The following is a 14579-nucleotide window of genomic DNA, read 5'->3' on the forward strand; positions in this document are numbered from 1 at the left end:
AGCTTAGCGTCGATCCACCGGTGTCGGGTCAGTATAGCCTGGACGGTAGCCCGGCTGTGTGTAGCACTTACGGCGCCTTGAGCCGCGTCACGTAGCGGTTCGATGGTCTGAGCGCACGACGCAGGTGTAGGCCGGCAGATGCCAGACTGCGGTCGGTGGTGGTTGCAACGATTGGCCAGTCTGAAGGCCTTGATAACCACGGATCAAAGAACTCGTCGCGCAGCTGCCTGTTGGAGCTTTCGGCGTAGGCGTTTCAAATTGGCTTGCCACGTACGACGCATGGCAAATCGACATTGACCTGATCGGTCCGTTGCAGGACTGCGTTGCTCGTGAACTAGCTGCCGTCGTCGACGACAATTATCCTCGGCGTATCGCGATCTTCGATGATTCAATTTAGCTCATGCGCAAACAAGCAGACCTGGAAGCGATATCTCAGCGGCGAAACACAGTCATTTCTTGTGCAGTCGTCTACCTACGTTCGAACTCGGAACCTGAGCTCGCCAATTAACTGATCCGACATGAAGTTCAGAGATTTCAGGTCAATGGCTGCCATCGGGACGAGCACTATTGCTCGTACGTCTGTCGCTCGCTTCTAGCTGCCGAGCCTGCACACGGTCATTTCTTCCCAGATAGACCCGGAGAGAGAAGGTAGTTCAGTACTAGGCAACACAGAGGCGATGGCGGAGGATTTTTAGGAAAAGATTGCCAAGCTGAAACAGCAGTTCCTTGCTGCAGCCAGCAACGATCCGATGGCGCGGATAGCGTTTGGCGAAACCGGCACGGAAGAGAGACTTTAAAAGCCCCTCGACAGTAGTGACGAGGAGCTCAAAACCAGATATCCGGAATGGTCGAATTTACGCGTTTCATTGGTTGCGGGGAGCCTGATTGCTCAGAAACTTGTATGGAACCCCATCGGCCAAATGTTTGGGTGCATTTACCTCAACTTTAAAAGTCCTGAATGTCGATACCAACTAGGGCCTGTCGATCAAGGAATTTGACGCGGTTGGTTGCCTCGACGCACAACTCTCTATGGGCTGCTACCATGCCTATTTGCCCTGCAACCCGAGAATCTTTCGGGCCTCTGTTGCGCTTGCGATCACACCACCCAGATTTTGGACGAGACGCACCCCCTTCTCTACCATTTCAGCATTATCCTTCGCCAGACGCCCTCGCTCGATATAGACCGCGTCCTCAAGTCCAATCCGCACATGCCCGCCTAGAAGGAAGGACTGCGCCAGCATCGGGAAGGCAAGCCTGCCGACGCCGAAGGCGCCCCAGTGGGAGCCGGATGGCAACAGGGATTTCATGTAGACGAGCGTTTCGGGGGTAGATGCGGCGCCGTATTTAACACCAGTGACGATCTGGATCATGGCCGGCGAAGAAAGCGTGCTATCTGTGATCAGATCGTGCGCGAGGTGGATGTCGCCGCTGTCGAAAACCTCCAGCTCCGGTCGAGCGCCGGCCGCCACAATGACTTCGGCCATGATCCGTACGTTGCGCGGCGTATTGATCACTACGGCAGTTCCGGAAAACATCGTGTTGAGATCGAGCGTGGCGATTTCCGGCCTCAGGGCAGCAATGTGCTCGACGCGCCGCTCCGGCGGCATGATGGTCGAGGCTGGAGCAGCAATGCCGGGGTCCTCGTCGCTCGGCACATAGCGGCCACCCGGCCCAGTCGTCAGGTTGATGATGATATCGCTGCCACTTACCCTAATCCGCTCGAGAACTTCGCGATAATAGGCGAGCTCCATGCTCTGTTTGCCGGTGTGCGGGTCGCGGACGTGGATGTGGGCGATCGCCGCTCCGGCCTTGCCCGCAGCAATGCACGCGTCGGCAATTTCGTCGGGCGTGACCGGCAGGCTGGGATGCTGTTCGCGCGCCGTCAGGTTGCCTGTTACCGCACAGGTGAGGATCGTGGCTCTCATCGAAATGCGCCTTCTCCGATATGCTGCAGATCGAGGAGCGATGCGGCATTACCGCCGATCAGCTTGCGGATTTCCGCGGCGGGAAAATCGAGATCGAGCAGCGTCTGGACAACAGCGCGGAAGCCTGCGACCGGGCGCGGACTGCCGATGAGGCCGAGATCGGACGATAGTATCGTGCGATCGATGCCGGCGACCTCGATCAGATGAGCCAGATCCTGCGGGGTGAACTTCAGTGACTTGCCTCCGACGAACATGCCGATCGAATGCTCCATATGGGCACCGAGCCCGACAAGCTGGCGGATATCCTCGTCGGTGCAGCCGATCACGTAGGTTGGGTGGTTGACGAGCATCTTTTTCACACCCCGCGCCCCTGCTTCCTCGAACAGGACGTGCAACTCGCCTGCCGACAGGTGGCCACCGGATAAGATGATGTCGGCTTCGGCGATGATGTCGAGAACCTGCTTGGTTTTATCGGTCAGTGCACCATTCGCGTCCAGCACGCTCAGCGGCTCGACGGGCAACATTCTACGGGTCGTCTTCGGAAATGTCTTCGTCTGCTTTCCGGCATCGGCCAAGTGATTGGCGGCCGACAGTGTCGGCATCCAGACGATCGCTGCCCCGAGCGCGACCGCGTGGTCGACGGCATGGGGATTGATGCCCCCTGTAGCGTTGTTCAAGGCAATTCCGGAGAATAGCTCGATGCGGTCTTCCGGGTAGAGGGACTGCAACAGGATCGCGTGCGGCATGCCGACATAATAGTGATCCTTGAATAGCAACGCCCGGAACCCGGCCTCGGCGGCCTCGCGCATGGCTTCCCGGTGGTCGAGGATGCGCGGCATGGCCGCCGGGCCGCTGTGGCAGTGCAGGTCGACGGCACCCTTCAACAGGTCCGCGACCTCGCCGGCCCGCGCCGGCTGTTCGAGTTCGAATGCACCGTCATGGCGCGGCAGAAACGGTTCGATATTCATCGGACTGACCTCTTGTCTGGTAGGAACGCAACTCTCACGGACGGGCAGGAATCGGATAATCCTCTGCGTTCAGGACCCAGCCTGGCTTGGCGGAAAAATCGGCGCGCGGCGGGCAGAAGATGTCGACGAGCTGGTTGATCCCGGCTCCGATCGCCTGCGACGTGTGAATTACCTGCGGCGGGATGACGGCGACCGAGGGTGAGGCACAGGTCTCGTGGTTGTCGTCACGCCACTGCGCCTTGTCGGTCGTCCAGGGCCACCGCAGGTGATGAATGTATTCCCCCGACAGGGCCACGCTGCACTGCTCGAAATCGGAGTGCTCGTGTGGCGACAGCAATGACGGATCGCGAGGCCCGTCCTTGGGTTCGAGATAGTTCACCATGAAGGTCGAACCGCGAAAGATCCGGCCGAAGCGTCCAGGCTCCGGTTGAACCGCGAGACTGTAGCTGCGGATGCGGTAGCCATCCACGGGCGCCGGCCAGCTGGCCAGCGGCGGGATGGCCGGGTTGGCAGTGGCATAGAGCGCAGCATTCGATGCCTGTTCGAGAAGATCCCCGGCGGCGCTGGTGAACAGGCGAACGACATGGCCGCCACCTGATAGACGTACGCTGCTATCGCCAGGTGGTAGGAAAGTCAGCGAGTGACCGTCGATCGTTCGGTTTTCGCCGCCCGCTTCGACGACCGCCGTCGTGGCCTCGTCCGGCATGAGCAGCACATATTCGTCCGGCTGGCCCCGTCGCTCGAGCAGCAGTTCGCCCTCTGCCTGAGTGTGGAGAAGGACGAAATTTTGCCCCCGGACGATCCAGGTCTTCCCTGCCCCGTCGGTATCTTGCGCTTCCTGATCGTAGAACCGGGCATAGCTTGCCGGGAAGGCCGGCCCGGCGGGCGAACTCAAAGGCTTTCCTGCCGCCAAACTGGCACGTGGATCACTTGCGTCATACATGACAGACGTCCTTTTCTTTGAAATCGAGGCTGGGATGGGCAGCCGCTAGGCCCGGAATGCCTGCAGCATTTGAAGGCCGGCCTTGCGCATGAAGCCCTGATCGGAAGAGAGGATGAAGGCCGTTGCCCCGAGCGCGGCGAAGACATCGCCCTCCTCGCGCGTAGCCGCCATCACCGCGACAGGCTTTCCCACCTTTCCGGCGGCGACGGACACTTTCACCACAGCCGCGGTCACCTCGTCGGACGACGAGCTTGCGGCGTTCAATGCCAGCGTCAGGTCGCCGCGACCGACGAAGAACGCATCGATGCCGTCGACGGCGACGATCGCGTCGATATCGTCCAGGGCGGAGGGATCCTCGATCATCGCGATCGTCGCGATCCGGGCGTCGCTCCGGTCGATATACGGCCACGACACGTCTGCGCCATAGCGTCCGGACCGCCCCGAGGGCGAGTATCCCCGCGTCCCATTGCGATAGCGCGATGCCGCGGCGACCGATTTGGCCTTGGCGACATTTGCCACATGCGGAACCAGAATGCCGTCCGCCCCGCAGTCGAGAGCGCTGAGGATCGTCACTTCGGAAGAGACGCGCACCAGTGCCGCAGTGCCGGCCGCCCTCGCCGCCAGAACCGCGACGTCGACTGCGGCTCGATCGAAGGGCGCATGCTCCTCGTCAACCACGACAAAGTCGAAGCCAATATCGCCAAGAATCTCGACCGAATGGGATGTCGGCGTCTTGATGAAACTTCCGAGCATTCGCTCGCCGGCCATAAGGCGCTGACGGAAGGTCATTGTGGTTTTCTGCGAGATGTCAGTCATGATCGAGCCTTGCAGTTGCGTGAAAGTCCGGCCGCACTTCGGCCTCGGGGGCGCCGCGCATCGACAGGAAGCGCAAGACGGTGATGATGAAGAGAAGGCCGACGCAGGCGGCGGGCACGATCATCGCGCCGACGGCGGTGCCGGTCATCTGCGCGACACCCGGCATCAGGTTCTGAGCAATGAAGCCACCGATGAGCCCGATCGTGTTGATGACCGCTATGCTGGTTGCGCTGCGTGCACCCTGGAAGAGCTTCGAGGGAAAGTACCAAAAGCACGGAAAGAGGATCGAGATGCAGGGGGCACCAATGGCCAGTGCGATGAAGCGAAGGACATTGGTGTCGAGCTGCGTGGCTGCCACGAACGACATAACGCCAATCAACGTGATGACCATCGTCGCCTTGACGATCGCTTTTTCCGTATGCAGCCGTCGCGGCAGGGTAATGAGCAGCACCGCAGCAATGCCCCAGGGAACGGCATTCAGCAGGCCGTTCTGCGTACCGGTGACGCCGAACCCCTTGATCACTGTCGGAAGCCAGTAGATGACCCCGAACAGGGAGATATTGATGAGCATGTAGACAAGCGCCATCGACAGGACCTTGGGGTCGATCAGCGCGCGTAGCGGGTTCGCATGGTGCCTAGGAGCCGAATTGCTTGTTCCAAGCCAGGACTTTTCAGAGGCCGACAGGAATGTCGCGTCGGCCGGCGTGTTCGGCAGAAATTTCAGTACCACCACGGACAGCAGGATCGGCGGAATACCGGTGACGATGAACACCCACTGCCAGCCAGTGAAGCCGAACGCTCCATCCAGATCCAGCAGCGGACCCGCGATCAGCGCCGAAAGCATGTTGCCGAAAGCGCTTCCAAGCGTCAGCAAACCGACGGCGCGAACACGATGGCGTTCGGGATACCACAGCGTCAGGTAGTAGATGACCGCAGGATAAAGCCCTCCCTCGGCAGCCCCGAGCAGGAAACGCAGGAAATAGAATGTGAGGCCGGAATTCGAGAATGCGAGGACGACTGTCAGCAGTCCCCAGGTCAAGGCGATGCGCGCAAACCACAGCCGGGCACCAAAGCGGTAGGCCGCCAGCGCGCTTGGCACTTCCACTAGAACGTAGCTGAGGAAAAAGATCGAGGACCCGAACGCGAACCCTGCTTCTGACAGATGCAGGTCATCGAGCATCTGCAGCTTAGCAAAGCCGATGTTCGAGCGATCGATGATCGCGCAAAGATAAAGTCCGATCACCATCGGCATGATCCGCCATGATAGGCGATTTATGACACTTGCCTCGTTGACTGATGAGCTCATTGACATGTTTTCCTCCCTTGCACGAAGCTCGTGCCTCTCCGAAAACGATTGTTGCAAATTCCCTCAGGTCAGGTCATGACTTATATCTATTGTTCCGCCTGGTGGAATTTTGCATGAGCGGTCAAACCGTTGAATCTGTGCTCAGAGCGTTCGATATATTGCGCGAATTGAACCGCAGCCGCGTCACATCGCTGAAGGATCTACACGCGGCGACAGGGCTACCTAAGGCAACTCTGGTGCGCCTGTTAAAAACGCTGGGCGAGGCTGGTTACGTTACGAACGATAGACGTCAGGGCGGTTACCAGGTCACGTCGAACGTGAAGGCTCTTAGCTGCGGCTATCATCGCGACCCGCTGGTGATCGAAGCCGCTCGGCCTTGGTCGATCGAATTCACCCGCAAGTATCAGTGGCCGATTGCCGTCGCCACGCTGGAGGAACGAAACGTCATTGTGCGATTCAGTACTATCATAGATAGCCCTAACTCTCCGTTCCATGGCACCATCAACCTACGCCTCGACCTGCTTACACGGGCGCTAGGTCGCGCCTACTTAGCTTTCTGCCCAATAGCTGAGAGAGAAATGCTCCTGGACCTCCTCGACATCCACGAGCGCGTCGAGCGACAGGATGCGCTAGACATGCTCGGCCGCGTCCGCCGTGCAGGATTTTCGCTACGCGACTTGATGAGCGAACCCCGCTCGTCGAACACCATCGCGATGCCTGTGATGCTGGATGACAAAGTCCTCGCAACGGTTGGCGTCACCTATTTCAACTCGGCTTTTTCGGTCGAGCAGGCAGTAGCGAAATTCTGCGAACCGCTTCATGAGCTATCACTACGGATCGCAAGCGGTTGTGAGCAGTTCCAAGCAGACGTAGCTGACACCTGCAGAGTTCGCTCAGACCATCAAATCGCGACGTGATGCGATGCGGCTCAGTCGAAGAGGGTCTATACTGCACTAGAGCAAACTCAAAACTGGATAATTTGGGGGCAAGTCACTTCCAACGCATCGTGAATCCCGTCAAAGCACCACCGAGCACTTCCGCAAGGCAACCGACATCGGCTGTCGAAATCATCCCTCTGCGATTTTCTTCGAAGGGCAGGATGCCTAACCATGCTTGCAGCAAAAAAAAGCTGCTTGCTGAAACGCTGTGGCGCATGGCTAGTTCAACGGTTGCGGCGGTGACGCTTCCAGTCCGAACGATCCCCTCAAGGAACAGTAGCAGCTCTTCTCAACTGTCTTCCGGAAGTTTCCCTTGGATCATCCATGAGTGCGATCAAATAAAGCCATGATGACCAGCCCCGCTGTTACGCCGGCTGCAAACAGGCTCAATCCTAGAATAACACTCCTGGCTGACAGGACAGGCCGCTTGGAGACATTTGCATCGGCTTGATTGACGCCTGAGGCCTCAAGCACGATGTCTTGCTGGATCCGTTTCGGGGATGATCGAGGATCTTGCGCAGTCGGTTGCGCGGCTCCCATGCAGGGACGTTGGCAACCGTCACCTGCCGGATAGTCTCTTCATCGTGTTTGACGGTGAATCTCACGGCGGAATCCGACTTCAACTTCGTGAGGACTTTCCGAGCGGCTTCAACTTCATCCGCACCCTCCACGAGCGACGTCTGGGTGACGAGGTAATATGGCATGCAGCATTGCTTTCTGTTCACGCGATTGCAGTGTGATCGACCAGGCCGACTTGCGCCGTCAAGGCCCCACAGCCTTGAACACTCCCACTCCTCTTCCCAAATCATGTTCGACCCGCTGGTCCGGGCCCCTCTGGTGAAAGTCTTCGGCGCTTTCACGATGTCGGACCCCATACCGACAGATGCCGTAAGACACGGGACCAGGATGATGATCGCAGACATTGCCGCATGGATTTTTACGCTATTCGTTATCGATCCGCTGCATGCCGAGATGCGGCAACATCTCGATAACGCTAACGCGCCGGTAGAGCTTGTGCAGCAATCGCGCCAATGCCTCGCTATTGAGGTTCCACGCCTCATCGACAAGGCCGGCAATGAGCCGGGCTGGGCGACGGCTACAGCGATCGGCATCTCGATTGGGTGGATGTCACCTGAACGGGTGTTTGATGGTGCCGATCCGAGCTGCGGCGCGTTGCGCGCACTGATCAGCACGAAAAATACGCGCGAGGCGGAAGGTTGACCCTGGCAGGGCCCGACGGCGAGCACGATACCGGCACAGCGTCCAAGACCTTGTCACATCTTGTAGCAAACGCACGCACCCGGGACGGCCTGACGATTGCCGACGCTCTCGAGCTCATAGGGAGGTCCGGCTTCGGTTTCGTTATGCTTCTTCTGGCACTGCCGGCGCTGATCCCGATCCCCGGTCCTTTCGGGATGATATTCGGCTCCGCGCTCGCAATCGTCTCGCTTCAATTCGCGATCGGACTGGAATCCCTATGGCTTCCGTCGCTGCTAGCCAATCAACGCATATCGGCAAAGGCATTCGAAGCGTTGGAGCGGTATGCATCGCCGTTGGTCCGACGGATCGAACAATTTGTCCGGCCGGGTCGGATGAAGGCATTTGGCGGACCACGCATGCCCTACCTGCTTGCGCTTCCGGTCTTCTGCCTTGCAGTCGCCGTCGCTCTGCCAATCCCGTTTGGAAACCTTGCCCCCGTTGCGGCACTCTGTGCGATCGCCATCGGTCTGATCGAGCGCGACGGTCTCGTGGTTCTTCTCGGGCTTAGTATGACGGCCATCGCGCTCGGCATCACGGGAGCGCTCCTTTACATGGCGGCTGGCGCCATCCCGTGGCTTTGACGTTCGCCCTCCCGGACAGGAAGTGCGAACGTCATGGGGGCTGAAAGAATGGAGCAGACGTCAGCCACATTTCTCGCAGTCCACCCAGATATCCGTGACTGCGACTTCAAAGGCGTCCAGGACGCAAAGCCGTTCAAACTGGACCGTCCAGTGAGACAAGAATTGCAGACACTCGACATCATCGCAATCCCCGGCGCTAACGATACCATGCTGAACTACAAGTCCACGTCGTTCCATGACCAGCTCTACATCAACGAGCTCCTCTGCGACAAACGGGCACCGGAATTTGCTAGGTGGCTTGAAGACATGGAGATTGCAGATCAAGATGGCCGCCTTCGCTCACTGCGCAGCGATCTCCCTCTGAAACACCGGTTACCGAGGCTGACGGCATGACGCGCGACGCGATATCCGAGCGCAAGATTCAGGCTGCGGCAACGGTGATCCGCGACAGTCTCCAGATCCCGCGAGACGCAACCGCCGCGCTGAGACTTACTTGGTGCGCGGATGACGATCATCCTGGTGGGCGAACGACCCGCGCTTTCGGTCGCGGATAGTCTCAGCGCTTACCTGACACTCGCGCCCAAACCTGGACGAACAGATGCCGATCGCAACTGTGTGTCGAACATCAGGCCCGGAGGCCTTGATGCGGAGCCGGCAGCATACAAGCTGAGCTGGCTCGTTGAATGCGCTTTTCGCGAGGCGCCACCGGAGTGCAGTTAAAGGATGAGAGCGATCCAGCCGTTTTGTCGCGGGCGGCCTTGAGCGATGACCGGAAAGATCCCGTCTAGGCTTGTCGGGGTTTGGATTGGGCTTGCTGCTGACGGGTGCATCGGTCGGTCGATATCGATGGGAGTTTCAACGGTTCCAGTGCCGCTCCCTCCCAGCGACGTCGCTCAGCATCGCTTAAACGCTTCCAACCCGATGCTCCTGCCCTTCCTGGTCGAAACTTTGACCGTGTTCTCCGGCAACCGCGCCGAACACCTCTCCGACCCCGATCAGCACAGGCTCCTCGACGCCGATCGTGCGCATGGCATCGCCAAGGCTTGCGAGCGGACCAGCCCAGCGATGTTCGTGCGTGCGGCTGACGGAGGAGACAACGACAACGGGCGTGTCAGCTGTCATCCCATTGTCCATCAGGCGCTGCTCGATCTGGCCTGCCATGCGTCCGCCCATGTAGAACACGGAGGTCTGGTTGGGTTTGGCGAGCGAGGCCCAGTCGACGGTCTGGGGCAGTTCATGATCCCGCGAATGGGCCGTGACGAAACGGACCTGCTGGGCGTGGTCGCGGTTGGTGAGCGATGTCTTCAGTGACGCAGCCATGGCCGACGCTGCGGTGATGCCCGGCACAACGTCTACCGCAATGCCCTCGCTTTGCAGACGGGCGATTTCTTCGCCTGCCCGCCCGAAGATCATCGGGTCACCGGATTTAAGCCGGACAACGCGTTTGCCGTCCTTTGCGAACCGCACCATCATGTCGTTGATGTCATCCTGGCGACAGCTCTCCCGTCCGCCTCTCTTGCCGACGAGGAACCGCTTTGCCTCACGCCTCGCCAGTTCCAGCACCTCCGGCGAGACAAGATCATCGAACAAGATGACATCGGCGGCCTGCAGCGCCCGCATGGCCTTGAGCGTGAGCAGTTCGGCATCTCCCGGCCCCGCACCGACCAGGGTCACCAATCCCAAACTCGGAACCGAAGCGATCTGCTCGGCGGTGGCGAGCAACCGGTCCGCGGTATCTTGCGCTGGTGGCTCGTTGGTCGAGAGGCTTCGGGCAACGAAACGCTCCCAGAAAAGGCGTCTTGCCGGACCCGGCGAAAGCCGGCGGTTGACCGCCTCCCGCACCGACTGGGCAAGGCCTGCCCATTGCTTCAGCGCCGGCGGCAGCAGTGTTTCGATCCGCTGGCGGATTGCCTGGGCCAGGATCGGTGCCGCTCCATCCGTCGAGATCGACACGATCACCGGCGACCGGTTGACGATAGAGCCGAACTGGAACTGGCAATAGGCAGGCTTGTCGATCACATTGACGGGAATGCCAGCCGCGCGCGCCGCGCAGTAGAAGGCCTGCGCCTCGGCTTCGGTCTCGCAGTCGGCGAGCGCCAGCGATGCCCCGGCGAAAATACCGCAATGCCAGGGATGGTCATGATGCGTCAGCCCGGTCCGCTCGACCAGCGCCTTCATCGTGTCGCCAAGCTCGGCGGTTTCGCAGTAAAGCTCCACCTCAGCACCGCAGGCTTGCAGAAGCTCTGCCTTCCAGGCGGCGCCGTCCGATCCGCCCGCCATGACCGCCCGCTTGCCCGTAAGGCTCCAGAAGACCGGCAGCTTCGCGAGTGCTGCGATGCGTTCGTTTCCGTCACTCTGCTGCAAGGGTTTGCGTCGCATCCAGGATCCTCCTGATTTCGGGGCGGCAGGAGCCGCAATTGGTTCCGGCATTCAAGACTAGGCCGACGGCTTCCACAGAACGGCAACCGCGATGGGCGGCGGCACTAATCTCATTGATACCGACCGAAAAACAAGAGCAGACGATCGCGCCCTTGTCCGGTCGCCCCGCTGCCGGACGGCCGGCTATGAGCATGGAACGGGTGCGGCTGTCCAGATGCCGCTCCTTCAGCTGCTCGACCGCCCATTGCCGCGACACGCTGACTGGTTCACGTGACACGAACAAGGCTGCCAGGAGATGCTCTCCGTCAAAGCCGAGCAGGCGGTGATCCCCGGCCTGCCGGTCGAGGTAGCCGGAGAAGTCCTGGCGCTCGTCGAGCCGCAAGCTGCGCCGCAACCAGTCCTCCCAGCCATCGGCGGGCGGGTCGCCCGCAAATTCCAGTCGGTAACCGCCTTCGGTTCTCGCGATCGCCCAATAGGCAAACGGGAGGTCGAGCGGACGCTTCGCCGTCACCAGGAAGCCATGCGCCTGCGCCTCGTGGCGGGCAACGGAAACGCGCGCCATCTTCAAGGCAGGCTGGCCGGACACCGGATCGACGCGGGAGGGGACAAGCGTATCGACGCGGGCACTCGGCGCCGTCTCGCCGGTCCAGTGCATGGGAACGAAGACTGAACCCCGCATCTGCCGTTCGGTCAACAGGGCGCGCACGATGATCGACCTGCCGTTTTCGCCTTCGACATGCACGAGGTCGGCATCGCCGATACTGACGTTCGCCGCGTCCGCCGGATGGATCTCGCAGAAGGGCTCCGCGATATGGGCGGAGAGCCGGGCACTCTTTCCCGTGCGCGTCATCGTATGCCAGTGATCGCGGATCCGGCCCGTATTGAGGGTTAAGGGAAAACAGGCATCCGTCTTTTCCAGCGCGGGTGTCGCGACCGGTACGAGACGAGCCCTTCGATCGGCAGTGAAGAAACCACCATCGGCGAAGAAACGGGCAAGCGTTGAACCGTCACAACGCGACGGCCACTGGAATGGCTGGAGCTCCTCATAAGCGCTGTGGCTGATTGCGGCATGGGCGCCGATGTCGAAATCGCGCTCGCCCTCGTTCTCGAACGCGGATAGGGCCGCGTGCTCGGCGAAGATCTCGCCCGGAGCGCCGTAATCGAAAGCCGGGCCGAACCCCATACGCCTAGCCACCTCAGCCATCTGCCACCAGTCGGCGCGGGCCTCGGCCGGCTCAGATAGGAACGGTCTCTGCCGGGAGATCCGACGCTCTGAATTCGTCACCGTGCCGGATTTTTCGCCCCAGCCGGTGGCCGGAAGCAGGACATGGGCGAGCCGGGCCGTATCGGTATCCTGCTGGATGTCCGAGACCACCACGAAGGGGCATGCGTTGAGGGCCGCCTTGACCGCATCGGCATCGGGCATGGAGACAACCGGATTGGTCGACATGATCCAGATCGCCTTGATCCGCCCGTCCGCCACCGCCTCGAACATGTCGACGGCCTTCAGGCCGGGTCTGTCGGCGATGGTGGGTGAACTCCAGAAGCGCTGCACCCGGTCCCTATGCACCGGGTTCTCGATCGCCATGTGGACCGCCAGCATGTTGGCGAGGCCGCCGACTTCGCGTCCGCCCATGGCGTTCGGCTGGCCGGTCAGCGACAGCGGTCCCATTCCAGGCCGACCGATCCGGCCGGTTGCGAGATGGCAGTTGATGATGGCATTGACCTTGTCCGTGCCGACGGCAGACTGGTTGACGCCCTGGCTGTAGCAGGTGACGACCTTCTCGGTTTGTCCGAAGAGACGGTAGAACTGACGGATGAGCATGCCGGACACGCCGGTCGCCTCGGAAAGGTCAGAGACAGAGCCAGGTGCCGCTGCCATCAACGCTTCGGGGAACCCGGATGTGTGCCTCGACACGTAGCTTTCGTCCACCGCTCCGGTCTCGGACAGATAGGTGAGCAGGCCGTTGAACAGGGCTATGTCGCCATCGGCGGCCACCGCCAGATGCAGATCGGCGATGTCGCTGGTCGCGGTTTTGCGCGGGTCGATCACCACCACCTTCATGGAAGGCCGGGCAGCCTTGGCCGCCGCCAGACGCTGGTAAAGGACAGGATGGCACCAGGCCATGTTCGAGCCGACCAGGACCACCAGATCCGCCAGCTCCAGGTCCTCATAGCAGGCCGGGACGGTATCGGCGCCGAAGGCGCGGCGATGACCGGCAACGGACGAAGCCATGCACAGGCGTGAGTTGGTGTCTATGTTGGCGGAGCCGATAAACCCCTTCATCAGCTTGTTAGCGACATAATAGTCTTCGGTCAGCATCTGCCCGGAAACATAGAAGGCGACGGCATCCGGCCCGTGCTCGGAAATTGTCAGCTGGAAGTTTGCGGCAACGAGATGGAGCGCTTCGTCCCAGCCGGCTCTTTCGCCATGCACTTGAGGGTAAAGTGCGCGACCGTCCATATCCAGCGTTTCGGCCAGCGCCGAGCCTTTCGAACAAAGCCTTCCGTAATTGGCGGGATGGTCAGGATCGCCCGCCACGCTGATCTTGCCCTCGTCGTCGACTGCGGCGATCACGCCGCAGCCGACACCGCAATAGGGGCAGGTCGTCTTGGTTACACCGGACATGGTGGCTTCCCGCATCTCACCAACTATTGTAACCGAGATATTTTCCGCTCATGCGAATCTCAATGCGGTCGCCCTTCGGATTGGCAACCTTCTCCACCACCATGTCAAAATCGATGGCGCTCATGATGCCGTTACCGCATTTCTCCTGGATGAGCTCTTTCAGGGTCTCGCCGTAAACTCCAACGATCTCGTAGAGCCGGTAGATGCAGGGATCGGTGGGGATATCGCGACCCCAGACCTTGGTCGGGAACTCCGCCAGGACGACAGCACATTCCTGGGGCAGACCGAGATCGCGCACCAGAAGATCGGCCTTCACGCGTGGCAGCGCATTCATTCCAAGGCAGGCCGAGGTAACAAATACCTCGCTCATGCCGATCCCTTCGGCGATCGAGGCCCAGCTCAGGCCGGCCTGCCGCTTCTTCTCGTAGATCATCTCGGTCACGTCTGATTTTGACAGCATCATTGCCTCCTTGGGAATATGCGGGATGGGGGTGTTCACTCGGCCGCATCCAGCCGTCTCTCCAGTAGGATGGACAATTCGCCGTCCGTGTTGCGCAGCGGCAGTGTCGCGACGGAGCCTTCGTCGGCGCCGAGTGCGCGGCCGCTCTCAAGCGAGATCACCCAGTTGTGCAAGGGGCAGGTCACTGCCTTGCCATGGACGATGCCCTGGGAGAGCGGACCGCCCTTGTGCGGGCAACGGTCCTCGATTGCAAAGACCTCGTTTTCGGCCGTGCGAAACACGGCAACCTTACCCTGCGGCGTCTTTACGCAACGCGCCCCGCGCAGCGGAATGTCGTCTATTCGACCGATCGTCATCCAGTTGCTGTTCATCGC

The 14579-nt window shown here is 60.5% G+C and carries 13 protein-coding genes and 1 pseudogene; 5 read left to right on the forward strand and 9 right to left on the reverse strand.

Annotated elements, in window-relative coordinates:
* Positions 1–1046: 1046 nt before the first annotated feature.
* The 5 genes from ACQY1K_RS19780 to ACQY1K_RS19800 are packed head-to-tail and all read right to left on the reverse strand — an operon-like array spanning position 1047 to position 5958.
* Complete coding sequence (locus ACQY1K_RS19780) at positions 1047–1925, reverse strand: 3-keto-5-aminohexanoate cleavage protein (protein ID WP_430260435.1); 879 nt, start codon at positions 1923–1925, stop codon at positions 1047–1049.
* Complete coding sequence (locus tag ACQY1K_RS19785) at positions 1922–2893, reverse strand: DUF6282 family protein (RefSeq protein ID WP_113166297.1); 972 nt, start codon at positions 2891–2893, stop codon at positions 1922–1924. The genes ACQY1K_RS19780 and ACQY1K_RS19785 overlap by 4 nt, the downstream gene beginning before the upstream one ends.
* A gap of 34 nt (positions 2894–2927) precedes the next feature.
* On the reverse strand, positions 2928–3836 hold the full coding sequence (locus tag ACQY1K_RS19790) for a hypothetical protein (protein ID WP_113166296.1): 909 nt from the start codon (positions 3834–3836) through the stop codon (positions 2928–2930).
* A 45-nt stretch (positions 3837–3881) separates the two neighbouring features.
* The gene (locus tag ACQY1K_RS19795; RefSeq protein WP_192087472.1) at positions 3882–4625 is read right to left on the reverse strand and encodes an HpcH/HpaI aldolase family protein; all 744 of its coding nucleotides are present in this window, start codon (positions 4623–4625) and stop codon (positions 3882–3884) included.
* A gap of 19 nt (positions 4626–4644) precedes the next feature.
* A complete protein-coding gene (locus ACQY1K_RS19800) occupies positions 4645–5958 on the reverse strand; it encodes an MFS transporter (RefSeq protein WP_197978126.1) in 1314 nt (437 codons plus the stop codon).
* Between the two features lie 113 nt (positions 5959–6071).
* On the opposite strand from ACQY1K_RS19800, the gene ACQY1K_RS19805 reads away from it, so the two are divergent.
* The 5 genes and pseudogenes from ACQY1K_RS19805 to ACQY1K_RS19825 form a co-directional block, all read left to right on the forward strand.
* Complete coding sequence (locus ACQY1K_RS19805; RefSeq protein WP_162734844.1) at positions 6072–6875, forward strand: helix-turn-helix domain-containing protein; 804 nt, start codon at positions 6072–6074, stop codon at positions 6873–6875.
* Positions 6876–7802: 927 nt separating this feature from the next.
* A complete protein-coding gene (locus ACQY1K_RS19810) occupies positions 7803–8117 on the forward strand; it encodes a hypothetical protein (protein WP_244473955.1) in 315 nt (104 codons plus the stop codon).
* Positions 8114–8737, forward strand: a complete 624-nt coding sequence (locus ACQY1K_RS19815; protein ID WP_430260439.1) for an exopolysaccharide biosynthesis protein — start codon at positions 8114–8116, stop codon at positions 8735–8737. The genes ACQY1K_RS19810 and ACQY1K_RS19815 overlap by 4 nt, the downstream gene beginning before the upstream one ends.
* Before the next feature lie 48 nt (positions 8738–8785).
* Entirely contained in the window at positions 8786–9130 is a 345-nt protein-coding gene (gene eutB / locus ACQY1K_RS19820; protein WP_430260441.1) for an ethanolamine ammonia-lyase subunit EutB, read from the forward strand.
* A 96-nt stretch (positions 9131–9226) separates the two neighbouring features.
* Positions 9227–9525 (forward strand): annotated as a pseudogene (locus ACQY1K_RS19825) (ethanolamine ammonia-lyase light chain EutC); the annotation flags it as partial.
* A gap of 115 nt (positions 9526–9640) precedes the next feature.
* Here the strand turns inward: ACQY1K_RS19825 and cysG are convergent.
* The 4 genes from cysG to nirD are packed head-to-tail and all read right to left on the reverse strand — an operon-like array spanning position 9641 to position 14576.
* Positions 9641–11116 (reverse strand): siroheme synthase CysG, encoded by a 1476-nt coding sequence (gene cysG / locus ACQY1K_RS19830; RefSeq protein ID WP_430260443.1) that lies wholly within the window; start codon positions 11114–11116, stop codon positions 9641–9643.
* A complete protein-coding gene (locus ACQY1K_RS19835) occupies positions 11088–13745 on the reverse strand; it encodes a molybdopterin-dependent oxidoreductase (protein ID WP_430260445.1) in 2658 nt (885 codons plus the stop codon). The genes cysG and ACQY1K_RS19835 overlap by 29 nt, the downstream gene beginning before the upstream one ends.
* A 16-nt stretch (positions 13746–13761) precedes the next feature.
* Complete coding sequence (gene cynS, locus ACQY1K_RS19840) at positions 13762–14244, reverse strand: cyanase (protein ID WP_348635233.1); 483 nt, start codon at positions 14242–14244, stop codon at positions 13762–13764.
* The gene (nirD, locus tag ACQY1K_RS19845; protein ID WP_430260447.1) at positions 14241–14576 is read right to left on the reverse strand and encodes a nitrite reductase small subunit NirD; all 336 of its coding nucleotides are present in this window, start codon (positions 14574–14576) and stop codon (positions 14241–14243) included. Before nirD ends, cynS begins: the two co-directional genes overlap by 4 nt.
* Positions 14577–14579 lie beyond the last annotated feature (3 nt).

Source organism: Neorhizobium sp. IRS_2294 (assembly GCF_050500145.1).
Lineage (GTDB): Bacteria > Pseudomonadota > Alphaproteobacteria > Rhizobiales > Rhizobiaceae > Neorhizobium > Neorhizobium soli.